Raw genomic sequence first — 17,300 nt, 5'->3', positions numbered from 1 at the left:
AGGTCAAAGCGGATTGCCGTCCTTGTCGCGATAAATCTCGCGCCGGCCGACATGGTTCGCCGGGCCGACGAAACCGTCTTCCTCCATCCGCTCGATCCACTTGGCGGCGGTGTTGTAGCCCACGCCCATCTGGCGCTGGAGCCAGCTGCCGGAGGCCTTCTGGTTCTCGAACACGATCTGGCAGGCCTGGCGGTACTTGCGCTCCTCGGGGTTGTCCGAGGCGGTGAGTTCGTCGTCGAAGCCGAAGCCCCCGAAGCCTTCTTCCGGCTCCTCGGTGACCGCGTCGACATATTCGGGCGCGCCCTGAGCGCGCCAGTGGTTGGTCACCGCCTCGACCTCCTCGTCCGAGACGAAGGGGCCGTGGACGCGCACCATCGCGCCGGTATTGGGCTTGTAGAGCATATCGCCCTTGCCCAGCAGCTGCTCGGCCCCCTGCTCGCCGAGGATCGTGCGGCTGTCGATCCGGCTGGTCACCTTGAAGCTGATGCGGGTGGGGAGGTTCGCCTTGATGACGCCGGTGATGACATCGACCGAGGGGCGCTGCGTCGCCATGATGAGGTGGATGCCCGCCGCGCGGCTCTTCTGGCTGAGGCGCTGGATCAGCACCTCTATCTCCTTGCCGACGGTCACCATCAGGTCGGCAAGCTCGTCGACGATCAGCACGATCTGCGGGAGCGGCTGGTAATCGAGCTGTTCCTCCTCGAACAACTCGTCACCCGTCTCGGGATCGAACCCGCTGCGCACCCGCCGCCCCAGCGGCTTGCCCTTGGCGATCGCGGCGCTGACCTTCTCGTTGAAGGAGTTGATGTTGCGCGAGGAAATCGCGCTCATCATCCGGTAGCGCCGCTCCATTTCCTCGACCGCCCATTTCAGCGCGCGCACGGACTTCGCCGGCTCGGTCACCACGGGGGAGAGGAGGTGCGGAATGTGGTCGTAGACGCTCAGTTCCAGCACCTTGGGATCGATCAGGATCAGCCGCAGCTCGGCCGGCGTGAAGCGGTAGAGCAGCGAGAGCAGGATCACGTTCAATCCCACCGACTTGCCCGATCCGGTCGTCCCCGCGACCAGCAGGTGCGGCATGGCGGCAAGGTCGGCGATGATCGGCTCGCCCGCGATGTCCTTGCCGAGGATCACCGGCAGGTTGCCCTTGGCATCGACAAAGGCGGCCGCCGCGGCGAGTTCCTTGAGGGCCACCATCTGGCGGTCGTGATTGGGCAGCTCGATCCCCATCACGGTGCGCCCCGGGATCGGCGAGACGCGCGCGCTGATCGCACTCATGTTGCGCGCGATGTCCTCGGCAAGGCCGATCACGCGGCTGGCCTTGATGCCGGGTGCGGGTTCGAGCTCGTACATGGTCACGACCGGGCCGGTGCGCACCGCGGTGATCTCGCCCTTCACATTGAAATCGTCGAGCACGTTCTCGAGCAGGCGCGCGTTGCGCTCCAGCGCCAGCTTGTCGAGCTTGGGGCCCTTGTCGACCGGCGGCTCGGCGAGGAGGTCGAGGCTCGGCAGGGCGAAGCGCGCGAACATGTCGGTCTGCGCGGTCTTGCCGGCCGCGGCGCGCTTGGGCGGGGCGGAAGGGTCGGAGATCTCGGGCGCGCGGCGCGGGCGCTCTTCGGCGAGCGGTTCGGGCGCGGACTCGCCCTTGACCGGGCGGCGCGGGCGGGCGGGAGCCGCGTCCTCATCGTCGTCATCGTCGAACGCGCCCGCGAAGGCGAGCGCCTTGTCCTTGCGGCCCGGCAGCGGCAGGCGGCGCAGCAGCCCGGCGAGCGAACCCCCGCCGAGGAATTCGGGCAGGCTCATCAGCACCCGCCAGTCGATCGCGAAGATCCGCGTCAGCAGCGCCACGCCCGCGCCGAGACAGGTGAGCGCGAGGCCGAGAATCACCCAGCCCTCCGCCGCCTCGCCAAAGCGCGCCGCCACCGCACGGATCGCGCCAGCGCCGAGCAGCCCGGCCACCCCGCCCGACTGCGCGGGCAGCGTGCCGCCCGGCCCTTCGAACACGAGGCTGAGCACGGTCGCGACGAGGCTCATCGCGATCAGCAGCAGCGCGGTCGGCATCCACCAGGCGGTGGTTTCGGGCGCGTCCCCGTTCTCGACATCGCGCCAGAGCTTGCGCGCGCTGACATAGAGCAGCGGGAGGAGCAGCACGCCGGGCAGGCCGAACACCAGCAGCACGCGGTCCGCCGCCCAGGCCCCCGCGCGGCCCATCCAGTTGGCGACCGCAGCGGTGTCGGCAGCGGTCGAGGGGCTGGGGTCGGTCTGGGTGTAGCTGGCGAGCGCGAGCGCGAGGAAGACGGTCATGCCGAGCAGCACCCCGGCGCCCGTCATCTGCGCGATTCGGCGCAGGGATCGGCGCAAGCCAGCGCGCCACTCGGCGTCGGTCTGGCGAACGGGTTTGGTGTGTGCGACCGCGCGGCTGGCCATGGGGTGTCTCCTGAGCGGAACACAGCATGAATCTTCGGGCGCATCGGGTCAATGGAATTCGCCCTCGGCTGCGGTCAATGGAGCCGATCCGGAGGGATCTTGATGATCCCGTTTTCCTGCATCCGCTCGATCCAGCGCCAGGCCTGATAGAAGCCGACCTTGAAATGGCGCTGGAGCACCGAGACGCTCGGCCGCCCGCCGCTGATGACGAACTGGCAGGCCTGCCAGTAGAGCTGGTCGTCGTCGCGCTTGTCCACCATCAGCTGAGCCCGTCGATCGCGGCCCATCGGGGCCAGCGCAGGGCGCGCGCTTTCGCCGCATTCATCCCGCCCAGCGCAATCACCGGCAGCCCCGCCTGCCGCGCCAGCAGGCGGAAGCGCACCCCGCCCAGCGAACCGCCGCCGGGGTGCGAGCGGGTGTCGAACACCGGCGAGAGCAGCGCCGCATCCGCGCCCAGCCTTGCGGCCAGCCCCAGTTCGGCCAAGTCGTGCGCCGTGGCGAGGTGCAGCAGGCCCGCTCGCCGCGGCCACAGCGCCCGCGGTGCGCCATAGATCCCGTCCGCGCCCCATTCGCGCGCGGTCTGCGCCGAATCGGCGAGCACCACCACGTGCCCCCGCGCCCGCGCCGCCCGCCGAAGCGCGCGAAAGCGCGCGAGGCGCTCGGGCCCGTCCATATGATAATGGCGGTAGATCAACCCCGAGCCGCGCGGCAGCGCAGCGAGGGCCCCCTCGAGCACCGCATCATTGCGCGCGTCGGAGATCAGCCACAGGGCGGGGAGGGTCTTTGCGCGGGGCACCCAGCCGCTATAGAGCGCCGCAATGGAAAACGCAGCCACCCGCCTCGCCGAAGTCCGCGGCAATATCGCCCGCATGTGCAAGCCCGCGCGCCGCTCGCCCGAGGACGTGACGCTCATCGCGGTGAGCAAGACCCACGGCCCCGAGGCGATCACCCCGCTGATCGAGGCCGGCCAGCGCGTCTTCGGCGAGAACCGGGTGCAGGAGGCGCAAGGCAAGTGGCCCGCCCTGCGCGAGGCGCATCCCGATATCGCACTCCATCTGATCGGCCAGCTGCAATCGAACAAGGCGGAAGAGGCCGTGGCGCTGTTCGACATGATCCACTCGCTCGACCGGCCGAGCCTGCTGACCGCGCTCGCCAAGGCGATGGACAAGGCGGGCAGGCAGGTGCCCTGCTTCGTGCAGGTCAATATCGGCGACGAGGCGCAGAAGGGCGGCTGCGGAATCGCCGATCTGCCGAAGTTCCTCGCCGAGGTGCGCGCCACCCCGATCCCGCTGGCGGGCCTCATGTGCATCCCCCCGGCGGACACCGAGGCCGCGCCGTTCTTCGCCTTCCTCGCCAAGCTCGCCGCGGATAACGGCGTCACCGGCCTCAGCATGGGCATGAGCGGGGATTACGAGACCGCCGTCCAGCTCGGCGCGACCCATGTGCGCGTGGGGACCGCGCTGTTCGGCAGCAGGGGTTAGCCCCAAAGAGAAAGGGGCGCCCTTGCGGACGCCCCTCTCCGATTTGCCCTCAGGCCTCGCCTCAGAAGTTGAAGCGGGCGGTCACGCCGTAGACGCGCGGTTCGGCGAGGAAGTGCGAGAAGATCTGGCGCCCGCCCGGGAATGCCGGGTCGACGAAGGGCGCCGTGCTCGCACCCGCCTGGAACGGCGTGTTGAACGCGACCTGCGCATAGTCCTTGTCGAAGATGTTCTGGCCCCAGAACTCCAGCGACCACTTGAGGTCCGGTCCGCGGATGCCGATGCGCGCGTTGAACAGCGCGAAGCTTTCCTGCTGCTTCTGCGGGAACAGGTCGGAGCCGGTGTTGAAGCCCTCGGTGTAGCGGCCGTCGAAGTAGAACAGGCCGGTGAGCCCGCTCGAGCCGATTTCCGGGGTCCAGGTGATGCTGCCGGTGGCGACCCACTCGGGGGCGTTCGACAGGTTGTCGCCCGGCAGCTTGCGCAGCGCCGGATCGAGCGGGGCGCCGGCCGAGTTGCCGACCAGATCGTCGACATAGCGGGTGCGCGCATAGGTCACGCCGCCCGCGATGTTGAGATCGGCGGTCGGATTGATCTGGGTTTCGATTTCGATACCCTGGGTGCGCACGCCGTAGCTGACATCGCCCGCGGCGCAGGCGCCGGTGGCCGCGCTGGTGTCGGTGTCGGCCGAGGGGCCGCCGACGAGGTCGCCCTTGCAGCCGTTGACGTTCTGCACGAGGAAGACGGTCCCGTTGAAGGTGTTCAGCTGGAAGTTGCTGAAATCCGAACGGAACGCGGCCATGCTGAGGCTGAACGGCCCGGTCGCGTACTTGAGGCCCAGTTCGTAGCTGTCGACCAGCTCGGGATCGAACTGGAGGTTGGCCACCAGCGCCTGCGCGCCGGCCTGCCCGCCGAACGGCAGGGTCGGCGACTTCAGCGCCGACCGGTCAAGGTTGAAGCCGCCCGCCTTGTAGCCGCGCGCGTAGCTCGCATAGACCAGCAGGTCGTCGGTCGCCTTCCACGATAGGATGCCGGTGCCGGTCCATTCGTCCTCGTTGCGGTCGTCATTGATGCTGACGCCGTTGAGTTCGGCGGTCGAGTTGCCCTGGCACGCAAGGCCGATCAGGCCGCCCGCGGTCGCGCCCAGCGTCGGCAGGAACGGCACCAGCGCCGCCTGCTGCGCGGTGCAGACCGTGTTGTCGTTGCCGAACAGCGCCGAGAAGTCCTTCTGGTCCTTGGTGTAGCGCAGGCCGACGGTCAGGCTCAGGCGGTCGGTGATGTCGATGATGTTGTGCGTGAAGACTGCCCAGTTGGTGCCGTCCTGCTTGTACTGGTCGATGGTCGAGCCGAGGTTGTTGAGCGTGTCGAGCCGGTCGATACCGCCCAGCAGCGCCGCGCCAAGCGTGGCCGAACCGCCGGTCGCCGCCCCGCTCGCAATCACGCCGCGCCCGGTGGCGTTGAGACAGCCCTGCCCGGTCGGCGAGTAGAACGGCGCAAGGCCCCCGCCCGAGACGATGCGGCAGGCGGCGAAGCGGCCATACTGGTTGCCGAAGCGCAGGTTGTCGCGCACCGTCAGCTTTTCGTTGGCGAAGAAGCCGCCGACGAGCCAGTCGAGCTTGCCGTCGAAAGCCTCGCCCTGGAGGCGGACTTCCTGCGTGAAGGTGTGGAACTGGCGATAGGCCTGGTCGCTCTCGGCGCGGTAGAGGATGTCGACCGTGCCGTAATCGACGTCACCGGCCTGGCCCGAGCGGTATTCGCGGTAGGCGGTGATCGAGGTCAGGGTCCCCCAGCCGAGATCGTAGTCGATCTGGCCCGAGAAGCCGTAGTCCTTGGTGATGCCGGCATAGCTGCGGCCCGGCGTGACCGAGACGGCGCGGCTGTAGCCCTGGCTGAACGCGCCGATGTTCTGCCCCAGATCGCGCAGCACGTTGATGATGTTGTTGCCGTTGGTCTGCAGCGGCGTGAGCGGGGTCGAGGGGTTGTTGAGATTGCCGATCGCCGGGTTGATGGCCGGGTCGATATAGGTCGCCGCGCAGCACTTTTCGTCGCGGTAGGTGTAGTCGGCGATGAGGCGGATCGACAGCGCGTCGGTCGGCTCGAACAGCAGCTGGCCGCGCACGAACACGCGGTCGCGGTCGTTGATGTCGGTGTTGTTGGCGGCGTCGGTGTAGAAGCCGTCACGCTTGACGTAGATCCCGTCGACGCGCGCCGCGAGGTTCTCGGCGAGCGGGCCGGTGATGCTGCCGCCGAGGCGGAAGAAGTCGTAGTTGCCGTAGGTCGCCTCGGCGGTGCCGCCGAAGGTGAATTCGGGCTTCTTCGAGAAGATGCTGATGAGGCCGGCCGAGGAGTTGCGCCCGCCGAGCGTGCCCTGCGGGCCGCGCTGCACTTCGACGCGGTCGATCTCGCCCAGCTCGTTGAGGCCGATGCCCGAGCGCGAGCGGTAGACGCCGTCGATGAACACCGGCACCGAGCTTTCGAGGCCGGGGTTGTCGCCGACCGTGCCGATCCCGCGGATACGCGCCGAGCCGTTGGCTTCCGAGCCGGTCGAGGAGACCAGCAGCGAGGGCGCGACCTGGTTCAGCTGGCGGATGTCGTTCGCGCCGGAGTTGATGAGGGTTTCAGAATTGATCGCCGAGATCGCGACCGGCACGTCGGCGAGCGCCTGCTGGCGGCCCTGTGCGGTGACGATGATGACGTTTTCGGGCTGGAGTTCTTCCTCAGCGGTCGCCTCGTCCTGCGCGAAGGCGGCGGTGGGCAGGAAGGCCATGCCGGCGCCAAGCAGCGCCAACGCACGCAGCGAAGTATAGGATCTCATCTGGTCTCTCTCCCAAACTGTGGCTTGTTATTTTGATAGGGGACTAACCCTATCTGCGCCGCCTGCAAACGGGGGCTTTCACGCAAGCGTCAAATTTCGCCGCAGGTGTTGCATTTACGCCTTTTCCAGCTGCTGCTGGCGGTGGTCGCTCGCCGCGGACAGCAGCGCGGCCTCGATTTCGGCCTGACGCTCGCTCGCCTTGATCTTGGAGCCGGTGAGGTCGGTCACGTAGAAGGTGTCCGCGGCGGCCTCGCCATAGGCGGTGATATGCGCCGAATGGACGATGAGGTTGGCCTTGTAGAGCGCGTGGGCGAGCCGGTTCAATAGCGCCGGGCGGTCGCGCGCGGTCACCTCGATCACGGTGAAATGGTTCGAGGCGTCATTGTCGAAGCCGACGCGCGGGGCGACGTCGAAGGCTTTCGCGCGCGAGTGCGCGAGCGGGCGCGCCGCCAGCTTGGGCACGAGTTCGACCTTGGCGAGCAGCGCGTCGCGGATGCCCTTCTCGATCCGCGCCATCTGCGCCGCCTCGCGGAAGGGCTGGGCGTTGTGATCCTGCACCAGGAAGTTGTCGACCGCATAGCCCGACTTGGCGGTGTGGATGCGCGCGTCGATGATGTTCGCGCCGGCGAGGTGGATGCCGCCCGCCATGCGGTAGAACAGCCCGGGGTGGTCTGCGGCGATGACGCTGACCCGGGTCGCGCCGCGGGTCTCGTCGACCTCGCAGGCGATCGAGAGCGCCTCGCCTGCCGCTTCGGCGGCGTCATATTGGGCGAGATTGCTGGCGATGATGTCCTCGGGCTCGGCGATCCAGTAAGCATCGCCCAGCAGCGCGCCGATGGAATCGACGAGGTGGTCCTGATCGCCCAGCAGGCGCTGCACCGCATCCTTCTTGGCCGTGACCCGCGCCTTCCTGCCGGTGCCCTTGTGGCCGAGGCGCAGGCGCTCCTGCGCGGCATCGTAAAGCTCGCCGAGGAGCTGGCCTTTCCAGCTGTTCCACGTCCCCGGCCCGACCGCGCGGATATCGACCGCGGTGAGGATCGCGAGGTTCCTCAGCCGCTCGAGGCTCTGCACCTCGGCGACGAAATCCTCGATCGTCTTGGGATCGGTGAGGTCGCGCTTCTGCGCGGTGCGGCTCATGAGGAGGTGGTGGAGCACCAGCCAGGCGACGAGGTCGGTCTCCTTCTCGTCCAATCCGAAGCGCGGGCACAACCGGTGCGCCACATCCGCCCCCAGCACCGAATGGTCGCCCCCGCGCCCCTTGGCGATATCGTGCAGCAGCACCGCCACGAACAGCGCGCGGCGCGAGGCGAGCTTGGGGAATTCGCGTGTGGCGCGCGGGTGATCGGTGGAGAGCAGCCCGCGCTCGATCTGCGAGAGCAGGCCGATGGCGCGGATGGTGTGCTCGTCGACGGTGTAGTGGTGATACATGTCGAACTGCATCTGCGCGTTGACCCGGCCGAAATCGGGCACGAAGCGGCCGAAGACGCCTGCCTCGTTCATCCAGCGCAGCGCGGTTTCGGGGTCTTTCCGGCCGCTCAGAAGGTCAATGAACAGCGCATTGGCGCGCTTGTCGCGGCGCAGCTTGCCGTCGATCAGCTTCGCATCGCGCCCGGCCTGACGCATGGTTTCGGGGTGGATCTCGAGCCCCTCGGCCTCGGCGAGCTGGAACACCTCGATCAGGCGCACCGGATCGTCGCGGAACCAGTCGTCGCCCGGCGCGCGCAACCGGCCGCCTTCGACGGTGTAGCCCTTGAACTGGCGGGGGCGCTGGGTCCAGCCGGCGAAGAACCCGGTGCGCGGGCGCTTCTTGGCCATCTCCTCGTCGAGGTGCGCAAGGAACACGCCGGTCAGGCTGCCGACGCGCTTCACCTGGAGGAAGTAGTACTGCATGAACCGCTCGACCGCGCTCTTGCCCGGGCGGTCGGCGAACAGCATCCGCTCGGCCACCTGCCGCTGGAGGTCGAAGGTCAGCCGATCCTCGGCACGGTCGGTGAGGATGTGCATGTGGCAGCGCGCGGCAAGCAGGAAGCCCTCGGCGCGGCGGAAGTTGCGGTATTCGCTGGTGGTCAGCAGGCCCACGTCCACCAGCTGCGCGGCATTGTCGACACGGTGGACATATTTGCCGATCCAGTAGAGCGTCTGGAGATCGCGCAGGCCCCCCTTGCCCTCCTTGATATTGGGCTCGACCACATAGCGGCTGTCGCCCATCCGCTTGTGCCGCGCATTGCGCTCGGCGAGCTTCTCGGCGAGGAACTGGCGCTCGCTGCCCTTGGCGACATCGCTCCAGAACCGCGCGCGCATCTCGTCGTAAAGCGCCTGTTCGCCCCATACGAGGCGGCTTTCGAGCAGGGCGGTGCGGATCGTCAGATCCTCCTTCGCCATGCGGATCGTGTCGGAGACGGTGCGGCTGGAGTGGCCGACCTTGAGGCCGAGGTCCCACAGGAGATAGAGCATCGTCTCGATCACCTGCTCGCACCACGGGGCGCGCTTGCCGGGGGTGATGAAGGCGACATCGACATCCGAATGCGGCGCCATCTCGGCGCGGCCATAGCCCCCCACCGCGAGGATCGCGAGACGCTCGCCCTGGGTGGCGTTGGGGACGGGGTAGAGGTGGGTGGTGACGTGATCGTGGATCACCCGCAGCAGCTGGTCCATCAGGAAGCTGTAGCCGGCGGTGACCTCGTGCCCGGCCGATGGGGTTTCGAGCAGGCGGCGCGCAAGCTCGGCGCGCCCCTCGTCGAGCGCCGAGCGCAGCGCGGTGACAATCGCCGGGCGGGCCGAGGCGCCGCCGCTCGCGAACAGCGCCTCGATCTCCTCGGCCAGCGCGCGCCGGTCGATGATCGCGCGCTGGCCGGGGACGCGAGAGGGACTCATGAAGCTGTCACGCGGCGACCGCCTGTTCGAGATAGCGCGCCTTGACCGTGCGCTTGTCGATCTTCTGCGTGCCGAGCCGCGGCAGGGGCTCGTGCGCGATCCAGATCTGGTGTTCGAGCGGCACCTTGAAGGGCGCGATCCGCTCGAGCAGGAAAGCGCGCAGCTCGCCGGGGGTGATGGCGGGGCGGCCCTCCTTCATCGCGTAGACCGCCGCGGGCACCTCGCCGAAGCGCTCGTCCGGCAGGCCGAAGACCGAGCATTCGCCGACATCGTCATGCGCGTAGATCGCGTCCTCGACCTCGATGCACGAGATGTTCTCGCCGCCGCGTATGATGATGTCCTTCTTGCGGTCGACGATGAAGAGATACTCGTCCTCGTCGAGATAGCCCAAGTCCCCGGTGCGGAAATAGCCGTTGTCGGTAAAGGCGGCCTTGGTCGCCTCCTCGTTCTTCCAGTAGCCGCGGAAGTTGCAGACCGAGCGGATGCAGACCTCGCCGACGCGGCCGGCGGGGAGTGGGTTGCCGGCATCGTCGAGGATCGCGAGATCGACCATCGGTTTGCTGGCGCGCCCGGTCGAACCCGGCTTGGCGAGATAGTTCTCGTTGAAATTGCCGCAGCCGACCGCGTTGGTCTCGGTGAGGCCATAGCCCAGCAGCGGGAAGCTGCCGGGGAAGGCTTCCTTGATGCGGGTGACGTGCTCCACCGGACGCGGCGCGCCGCCCGCCGCGAAGCTCTTGCACTTCGACAGGTCGTATTTCTCGCGGTCGGGGTGGTTGGCGATCTCGTAGCTCATCAGGGGGACGCCGACGAAGTAGGTGACGTTCTCCTCTGCCATCAGCCGGATCGCGAGGCCCGCATCCCACTTGGGCATCAACACCAGCTTGCGCGCGATGGCGAAGGACTGGAGGAACAGCGGCACCTCGCCCGTCACGTGGAACAGCGGCACGGCGACGAGCGCGCAGGGCTGGTCGGTCAGCACTTCGCCCTGCGATTCCACATGCACCTTGGCCATCGCCGACTGGGCGACGTAGTTCATCACGCCGTTGACGACGCCGCGGTGATCGGACCACGCGCCCTTGGACTTGCCGGTCGAACCCGAGGTGTAGAGGATCGTCGCGAGGTTATCCGGGCCAAGCTCGCCGAGCAGGGCGATTGCCGCAGGGGTGCCCTCGGGCGCGGCCCAGGTTGCGGCAAGGCCTTCGGCGGGCGGGTTGCCGTGCGAGAACAGCACCACCTTCGCGCCATGCGACTGGCCCTCGAGCCGCGCGGCGCGGCCGTCATCGGCGAGCAGCAGCTTGGCCTCGGCGAGCTCGATGGCATAGGCGAGCTCCTCGCCGCTCGAAAAGCCGTTGAGCAGCGTGGCGCAGCCGCCCGCCATCAGGATGCCCATGTAGGCGATCATCCAGTTGGCCGAATTGCGCGCGGCGAGCCCGATGCGGTCGCCTTTCTCGATGCCGTGAAGCCGGATCAGCCCCTCGGCGACATGGGTCGCGGCGGCATAGGCCTCGCCGAAAGTGAGGCGGACCTCGCCATCGACGAGGAAGGGGATGTCCTTGTTCTGGTTGGCGAAATGGGCGAAATAATGGGCCAGCGTCGGCGGGGCTGCGGCAAAGACCGGCATCTCCACCCCGTCGCGCACGAAAGGCACGGTGGCAAAGGGCTGGCCCTCGGCGGTGAGGCCGGTGATGATCGCTTCGAGCGCATTGTCCAGGGGGGTGGGCATGCGGTGGTTTCCTCTCTCTCGTGTGCGGCATCCGGTGTCCGGATCGCCTGTCCCATTCCGTCCGGCAGCAGTCCCTCGCCCCTTCCCCTGACCCCGCGGCTGTGCCAGAAGCGCCAGCGCAACCGGGATCATGATGGAAGGCCCTCGCGGGCTCACCGTTACGGCATATCATTGCAATAAGAGGTTCGCTCCGTGCTGTCACTACTTGCCGCAAGCGCTGCCGCCGCCGATCCGATCCAGTTCGCCGATCTGCGTCTGGCCAAGGCGATCGACCTCGGCTTCTTCCAGCTGCGGTTCTACTCGCTCGCCTATCTGCTGGGGGTGATCTTCGCCTATTGGCACACCTCGGTCGCCCTGAAGCAGCCCGGCGCGCCGATGGCGCAGCGCCATGCCGACGACCTGTTCTTCTACTGCACGCTGGGCGTCATCATCGGCGGGCGGCTGGGCTATGCGACCTTCTACGAGCCCGACCTGTGGACCACCTTCGCCAATGACAGCTGGCTCAGCTGGCGCCTGCTGCGCCTGTGGGAGGGCGGGATGAGCTTCCACGGCGGGCTGATCGGCGTCACCGTGGCGATGCTGTGGATCTCGTGGCGCGAGAAGCTCAATTTCATCCGCGTGGTCGATTACGTCAGCGTCGGGGTGCCGATGGGGATGCTGCTCGGCCGCCTTGCCAACTTTGTCAACGGCGAGCTCTGGGGCCGGGCGACCGACGTGCCGTGGGGCATGGTGTTCTGCGACGGGATCGCGCGCCAGGGCGTCGCCTGCGCCACCACCGGCACCGTGCGCCACCCGAGCCAGCTCTATCAGGCGGGGCTCGAGGGGCTGGCGATGCTGGTGATCATGCTGTCGCTGTTCTGGCTGACCCGCGCGCGCTATCGCCCCGGGCTGCTCGCCGGGGTGTTCACGATCGGCATGGGCGTATCGCGCTTCGTGAACGAATTTTTCCGCGAGCCGGATCAACAACTGGCTGACTTTGCACTCCGCACCGGACTATCGATGGGGCAATGGCTGACAATACCGCTTATCCTGACTGGATTGATTGTCGTGATCTTCGCGCTGCGGAAGAAGCCGCTCGCGTCAGGGACGGCAGCGCCGGCCTGAACGATAACGAGCCGGGGGTGTGGCGTAGCTCGCTCCGGCTGATCGATCCCGAGCCCGGCAGCGCCGGCGAGCCCCGCGCGGCGGCGGCTGCTGCCGCAAAGGCGCGTGCCGAGGCCGAGGCCAGAGCCAAGGCGCATGCCGAGGCCGAAGCGCGCGAGGCGGCGCGGCTCGCCGCCAAGACCCGCGCCGAGGATGCCGCCCGCGAGAAGGCCGAGGCGCTCGCCCGCGCCAAGGCCGAGGCCGAGGAACGCGCGCGCGCCCTCAAGGAAACCCGCGCCCGCGAGAAGGCCGAAGCCGAAGCCCGCGCCAAGGCGGAACGCGAAGCGCGCGAGCAGGCCGCGGCCGAAGCCCGCGCGCGCAAGCTCGCCGAGGTCGAGGCGCGCCGGAAGGCCGAGGAAGAGGCCCGCGCCCGCGCGGCGGCCGAACTCCAGGCGAAGAAAGAGGCCAAGGCCCGCGCCATCGCCGAAGCCAAGGCGAGAGCCGAGGCCGAGGAACGCGCCCGCCGCGAGGCCGAGGTCGCCGAAGCCGCCGAACGCGCGCGTGCCGAGGAAGAAGCGCGCCGCATCGCCGAGGCTCGCAAGCGCGCCGAAGCCGAGGCCCGCGCCCGCGCTGCCGAGGAAGCCCGCCTCAAGAAGGAAGCCGAAGCCCGCGCCCGTGCCGAAGCCAAGGCCCGCGCGAAGGCCGAAGCCGAAGCCCGCGCCAAGGCGGAAGCCGAGGAAAAGGCGAGGCTGGCCGCCGAGGAGAAAGCCCGCCGCGAGGCCGAGGCCAAGGCCGCCGCCGAAGAGAAAGCTCGCAAAGCCGCCGAGGAAAAGGCGCGCCGCGAAGCCGAGGCCAAGGCTAAGAAGGAAGCCGAAGAGAAGGCCCGCCGCGAAGCCGAGGAAGCCGCGCGGCTCGCCGCCGAAGAAGCCGCGCGCCTCGCCGCCGAAGAGGCTGCACGAAAGGCTGCCGAGGAAGAAGCCGCCCGCATCGCTGCCGAGGAACAGGCCAAGCGCGAGGCCGAGGAAGCTGCTGCCGCCGAACAGGCCCGGCTCGAAGCCGAAGTCCTCGCTCGCGCCAATGTCGACGTGCCCAAGGTGCTCCGCCGTCTGATCCGCGAGACCGGCCCGATCCCGCTCTCGCAATACATGGGCGAGAGCAATGCGCGCTATTACGCCAGCCGCGATCCCTTGGGCGAACAGGGCGATTTCATCACCGCGCCCGAGATCACGCAGGTCTTCGGCGAGCTGATCGGGGTGTGGCTGGCCGACCTGTGGTCGCAGATGACTAAGCGCAAATATATCCACTATGTCGAGCTTGGCCCGGGGCGTGGAACGCTCGCCAAGGATGCGCTGGGTGCGGCGGCCAAGCAGGGGCTCACGCCGCAGGTCCACTTCGTCGAGACCTCGGCGGCCCTGCGCAAGCTCCAGCGCGAGGCCTTCCCCGACTGCATCCACCACCACGACATCTCGACCCTGCCCGACGATGCCCCGCTGCTGATCGTCGCCAACGAGTTCTTCGATGCCCTGCCGGTGCAGCACCTGATCCGCTCCACCGATGGCTGGTATGGCCGCATGGTGGGGCTGGAGGGCGACGATTTCACCTTCGTCACCGGCAAGGAGCGATTGGATCACCTCGTCCCGCCGAGCTGGGTCACTGCCTCGCAAGGCACGCTGATCGAGACCAGCCCCGCCGCGGTCGCGCTGATGGCCGAACTCGCGCGGCGGCTGAAGGAGCAGGGCGGGGTCGCGCTGATCATCGACTACGGCCACGAGGAGCTGCGCTCGGGCTCGACCTTGCAGGCGCTCAAGAGCCACCAGAAGGTCGATGTCTTCGCGCATCCGGGCGATGCGGACCTTACCGCCCACGTCGATTTCGAGCTGCTCCAGCACGTCGCGGTGCAGAACGGCGCGGACCTGATGGGGCTGCAATATCAGGGCGAATGGCTGATCCAGATGGGGATCGACACGCGCATGGAAATGCTCCGCCGCCGCGCGCCCTATGAACGCGAGAAGTTCGAACGGCAGCGCAACCGGCTGGTCAAGGACAGCGAGATGGGCCGGCTGTTCAAGGTGCTCGGCCTGTGCGGGCGGCGCTGGCCGTTCGGAGCGGGGTTCCAGTGAGGAGAGCGGGAATGAAGCTGAGGGCAGGCATGCTGGCTGTGGTTCTGGGCGCGGCGGCGATGATCCCCGCGGCCTTCGCGGCCGAGCCGATCACCGGCCGCTGGGTGACCGCGGAGAAGGACGCGGTGGTCGCGATCGCCCCCTGCGGCAAGGCGCTGTGCGGACGGATCGAGCGCTTCCTCGTCCCCCCGCCCGGCGGCAATGACCAGCGCGACGTCAACAATCCCGACCCCGCCAAGCGCACCCGCAAGCTGCTCGGCATCACGATCCTCACCGGCCTCGTGGCTGACGGCGATGTGTGGAGCGGCAAGGTCTACGATCCCAAGAAGGGCAAGACCTACACGGCCTACGTGCGCCGCAAGCCCGACGGGACGCTCGAAATGAAGGGCTGCGTGGGGCCGTTCTGCCAGGCGCAGGTGTGGCGGAAGGCGGGGTAGCAGAGATCCGTCATTCCGGACGACGGAGTTTACGCGAAAGCTGCTCCGCCGCCTGCTTGGGCGTGAGCTTGCCCGCATCCTCGCGGTCGACCGCGAAATTCGCCTCGCGCATCGCCTCGACACTGATCGCGCCCAGCAGCGGTTGCAGCGCGGCGGCGACGCCGGGGTCGTCGGCGATGCGGGGGGAGAGTATCAGCAGCGCGTCATAGCTCGGCAGCGCGCCCTTGGGGTCGGCGAGCACCACCAGCCTGTCGGCCGCGATCCGCCCGTCCGAAGTATAGGCGCTGATCACGTCCGCCTCGCCCGACCTCAACGCATCATACATGAAGGTCGGCGCGAAGTTGCGCGTCTTGCCGAAGCGCAGGCCATAGGCGTCGCGCACCGCCAGCCATTCGGGCCGCTCGAAGAATTCGGGGTCGCCGCCGACCGTCAGGCTCGCGCCCTTGCCGACCAGATCGGCAAGGCTGGTGACGCCCAGCGCCTTGGCGCGGTCGGGCCGCATCGCGAAGGCATAGGCGTTCTCGAACCCCAGCCGCCCGAGCACCTTCACCCCGTTTTGCCGCGCCTCCCACTCGCGGATCGTCTCGTAGACCGCCTCGCGCCCGGGATTGTCGGCGCGCTTCATGAAATTGGCCCAGATCGTGCCGGTGTAGTCGACCGAGATGTCGACGCTCGAGGCCGCGACCGCCGAGTGCACCACCGCGCTCCCCAGCCCGTCGCGATATTCGACGCGGTAGCCCGCCGCCTCCAGCCGCGATCCGATCAGCTGGGCGAGGATGTACTGCTCGGAGAACTGCTTGGCGGCGATGACGATGGGCCGCTCGGCCTCCTCGCTGCGCTGGCCCCACAAGGCGGCGAGGATGCCGAGGACGACGATCGCCATGCCCCCGAAAGTCATCCAGCGCTTGCGCCGCGCGAGGCCGACCTCGATCACCCAGAGCAGATTGTCCGCCGCCAGCGCCAGCCCCGCGCTGGCAAGACACCCGGCGAGCACCAGCGCCCAGTTCTGGGTCTGGAGCCCGGCGAAGATCGGATCGCCGAGGCTCGGCTGGCCGATGGTGGTGGCGAGCGTCGCTGCGCCGATGGTCCACACGCTCGCGGTGCGGATGCCGGCCATGATGAAGGGGGCGGAAAGCGGGGCTTCGACCAGATAGAGCTTCTGCCACTTGGTCATGCCGACGCCGTCGGCGGCTTCGAGCACGCCCTCGTCGAGGTTGGCCTGCGCGGTCACGGCGTTCCTGAGGATCGGCAGCAGCGCATAGAGCGTCAGCGCCATCAGGGCGGGAAGGAAGCCGAGGGTCGGCAGCCCCTCGCCGAACACGGCCCTGAGCGACAGCAGCAGCGGGAAGAACAGCGCCAGCAGCGCGAGGGCCGGGATGGTCTGGACAAGGCTCGCCAGGCTCAGCGCCAGCCGCGAGACGATCCGCGAGCGGCCCGCCCACACCGCGAGCGGCAGGGCGATCAGCATCGCAAGGCCGATCGCGCTCGCCGAGAGCACAACATGGGCTGCAAGCTTCTCGCCGAGGCCGGGGAGGATGTCCCAGATTTCCCTCACGCGCCGCGAGACTCCATGGCCGCCAGCTTCTCAGCCTGTTCGCGTGGCACCCGCACCAGCCGCTGCGCCACCGCGCCGCCCTCGCCCGCCAGCAGGCCTTGGGGGCTCGCATCGGCGACCAGCGCGCCGCGATCCATCACCAGCACGCGGTCTGCGAGCAGCAGCGCCTCGGCCATGTCGTGCGTGACCATCACCGTGGTGAGGCCGAGCGTGTCGTGCAGCTCGCGCACCTTGCGGCCCAGCGCGTCGCGGGTCACGGGGTCGAGCGCGCCGAAGGGCTCGTCCATGATGAGGAGTTCCGGTTCCCCCGCCAGCGCCCGCGCCACCCCGACCCGCTGGCGCTGCCCGCCGCTGAGTTCGTCGGGCATCCGCGTGGCATAGGCGGGATCGAGTTCCACCAGTTCGAGCAATTCGGCGATCCGCCCCGCCGCCAGCTTCTCGCCCGCAAGGCGCGGGCCGATGGCGATGTTCTCGGCGACACTCATGTGCGGGAACAGGCCGATGCCCTGGAACACATAGCCGACCCGGCGGCGCAGCTTGGCAGGCGGCAGGTCGCTTACGTCCTCGCCCGCGAACAGCACCCGGCCGCCGGTGGGCTCGACCAGCGTGTTGACCGTTTTCAGTAGCGTCGACTTGCCCGAGCCCGAGGCGCCGACCATCGCGACGAAGCTCCCCGCCGCGATGTCGCAGGTGACGCCGCCCACCGCGGTGACGTCGCCGAAGCGGCAGGTCACGCCGTCGAAGCGGAGCAGGGGCGGCGCGGTGGTCATCCTTTGCGAGGATTAGCCGCT

The 17,300-nt window shown here is 68.6% G+C and carries 12 protein-coding genes; 4 read left to right on the top strand and 8 right to left on the bottom strand.

Features of this window, described 5'->3' with window-relative positions; translation table 11 throughout:
* Positions 1–3 precede the first annotated feature (3 nt).
* The 3 genes from PFX90_RS09440 to PFX90_RS09430 form a co-directional block, all read right to left on the bottom strand.
* Positions 4–2,427: an FtsK/SpoIIIE family DNA translocase gene (locus tag PFX90_RS09440; protein WP_285712181.1), complete on the bottom strand. Its 2,424-nt coding sequence runs from the start codon at positions 2,425–2,427 to the stop codon at positions 4–6.
* 74 nt (positions 2,428–2,501) lie between these two features.
* Entirely contained in the window at positions 2,502–2,687 is a 186-nt protein-coding gene (locus PFX90_RS09435) for a DNA translocase FtsK (RefSeq protein WP_285712180.1), read from the bottom strand.
* Positions 2,687–3,223 (bottom strand): thiamine phosphate synthase, encoded by a 537-nt coding sequence (locus PFX90_RS09430; RefSeq protein ID WP_285712179.1) that lies wholly within the window; start codon positions 3,221–3,223, stop codon positions 2,687–2,689. Before PFX90_RS09430 ends, PFX90_RS09435 begins: the two co-directional genes overlap by 1 nt.
* Positions 3,224–3,245: 22 nt before the next feature.
* Here PFX90_RS09430 and PFX90_RS09425 point away from each other — a divergent pair, with 22 nt between their 5' ends.
* Entirely contained in the window at positions 3,246–3,908 is a 663-nt protein-coding gene (locus PFX90_RS09425; RefSeq protein WP_285712178.1) for a YggS family pyridoxal phosphate-dependent enzyme, read from the top strand.
* Positions 3,909–3,969: 61 nt separating this feature from the next.
* On the opposite strand, the gene PFX90_RS09420 is transcribed toward PFX90_RS09425, so the two are convergent.
* The 3 genes from PFX90_RS09420 to PFX90_RS09410 all read right to left on the bottom strand — a co-directional run bounded on the left by PFX90_RS09420 (position 3,970) and on the right by PFX90_RS09410 (position 11,314).
* Complete coding sequence (locus PFX90_RS09420; RefSeq protein ID WP_285712177.1) at positions 3,970–6,717, bottom strand: TonB-dependent receptor; 2,748 nt, start codon at positions 6,715–6,717, stop codon at positions 3,970–3,972.
* A 114-nt stretch (positions 6,718–6,831) separates the two neighbouring features.
* Positions 6,832–9,591 (bottom strand): [protein-PII] uridylyltransferase, encoded by a 2,760-nt coding sequence (locus PFX90_RS09415; RefSeq protein WP_285712176.1) that lies wholly within the window; start codon positions 9,589–9,591, stop codon positions 6,832–6,834.
* Between the two features lie 7 nt (positions 9,592–9,598).
* A complete protein-coding gene (locus PFX90_RS09410; RefSeq protein ID WP_285712175.1) occupies positions 9,599–11,314 on the bottom strand; it encodes a class I adenylate-forming enzyme family protein in 1,716 nt (571 codons plus the stop codon).
* 192 nt (positions 11,315–11,506) lie between these two features.
* On the opposite strand from PFX90_RS09410, the gene lgt reads away from it, so the two are divergent.
* The 3 genes from lgt to PFX90_RS09395 are packed head-to-tail and all read left to right on the top strand — an operon-like array spanning position 11,507 to position 14,954.
* A complete protein-coding gene (gene lgt, locus PFX90_RS09405; RefSeq protein ID WP_285712174.1) occupies positions 11,507–12,418 on the top strand; it encodes a prolipoprotein diacylglyceryl transferase in 912 nt (303 codons plus the stop codon).
* 17 nt (positions 12,419–12,435) lie between these two features.
* Positions 12,436–14,517 (top strand): class I SAM-dependent methyltransferase, encoded by a 2,082-nt coding sequence (locus PFX90_RS17110; protein WP_336426492.1) that lies wholly within the window; start codon positions 12,436–12,438, stop codon positions 14,515–14,517.
* 11 nt (positions 14,518–14,528) lie between these two features.
* Positions 14,529–14,954 carry a DUF2147 domain-containing protein gene (locus PFX90_RS09395; RefSeq protein ID WP_285712173.1) on the top strand — a complete coding sequence of 142 codons (426 nt, stop codon included), beginning with the start codon at positions 14,529–14,531 and terminating at the stop codon, positions 14,952–14,954.
* A 10-nt stretch (positions 14,955–14,964) separates the two neighbouring features.
* Here PFX90_RS09395 and PFX90_RS09390 read toward each other — a convergent pair whose 3' ends face one another.
* Both PFX90_RS09390 and PFX90_RS09385 read right to left on the bottom strand, forming a co-directional pair.
* Entirely contained in the window at positions 14,965–16,509 is a 1,545-nt protein-coding gene (locus PFX90_RS09390; RefSeq protein ID WP_285712172.1) for an ABC transporter permease/substrate-binding protein, read from the bottom strand.
* Positions 16,506–17,279: an ATP-binding cassette domain-containing protein gene (locus PFX90_RS09385; protein WP_285712171.1), complete on the bottom strand. Its 774-nt coding sequence runs from the start codon at positions 17,277–17,279 to the stop codon at positions 16,506–16,508. The genes PFX90_RS09390 and PFX90_RS09385 overlap by 4 nt, the downstream gene beginning before the upstream one ends.
* Positions 17,280–17,300: the final 21 nt, after the last annotated feature.

The sequence above is a fragment of the Erythrobacter oryzae genome, assembly GCF_030271515.1.
Classification (GTDB): domain Bacteria; phylum Pseudomonadota; class Alphaproteobacteria; order Sphingomonadales; family Sphingomonadaceae; genus Erythrobacter; species Erythrobacter oryzae.
The sequence above is the reverse complement of the archived record's forward strand: the minus strand, read 5'-3'. Positions and strand labels throughout refer to the sequence as shown.

What these genes read in the sequence shown, in the direction of transcription:
- PFX90_RS09440 (WP_285712181.1), bottom strand. Translation starts at nt 2,427, where the DNA reads ATGGCCAGCCGCGCGGTCGCACACACCAAACCCGTTCGCCAGACCGAC.
- PFX90_RS09435 (WP_285712180.1), bottom strand. Translation starts at nt 2,687, where the DNA reads ATGGTGGACAAGCGCGACGACGACCAGCTCTACTGGCAGGCCTGCCAG.
- PFX90_RS09425 (WP_285712178.1), top strand. Translation starts at nt 3,246, where the DNA reads ATGGAAAACGCAGCCACCCGCCTCGCCGAAGTCCGCGGCAATATCGCC.
- PFX90_RS09420 (WP_285712177.1), bottom strand. Translation starts at nt 6,717, where the DNA reads ATGAGATCCTATACTTCGCTGCGTGCGTTGGCGCTGCTTGGCGCCGGC.
- PFX90_RS09415 (WP_285712176.1), bottom strand. Translation starts at nt 9,591, where the DNA reads ATGAGTCCCTCTCGCGTCCCCGGCCAGCGCGCGATCATCGACCGGCGC.
- PFX90_RS09410 (WP_285712175.1), bottom strand. Translation starts at nt 11,314, where the DNA reads ATGCCCACCCCCCTGGACAATGCGCTCGAAGCGATCATCACCGGCCTC.
- PFX90_RS09395 (WP_285712173.1), top strand. Translation starts at nt 14,529, where the DNA reads ATGAAGCTGAGGGCAGGCATGCTGGCTGTGGTTCTGGGCGCGGCGGCG.
- PFX90_RS09385 (WP_285712171.1), bottom strand. Translation starts at nt 17,279, where the DNA reads ATGACCACCGCGCCGCCCCTGCTCCGCTTCGACGGCGTGACCTGCCGC.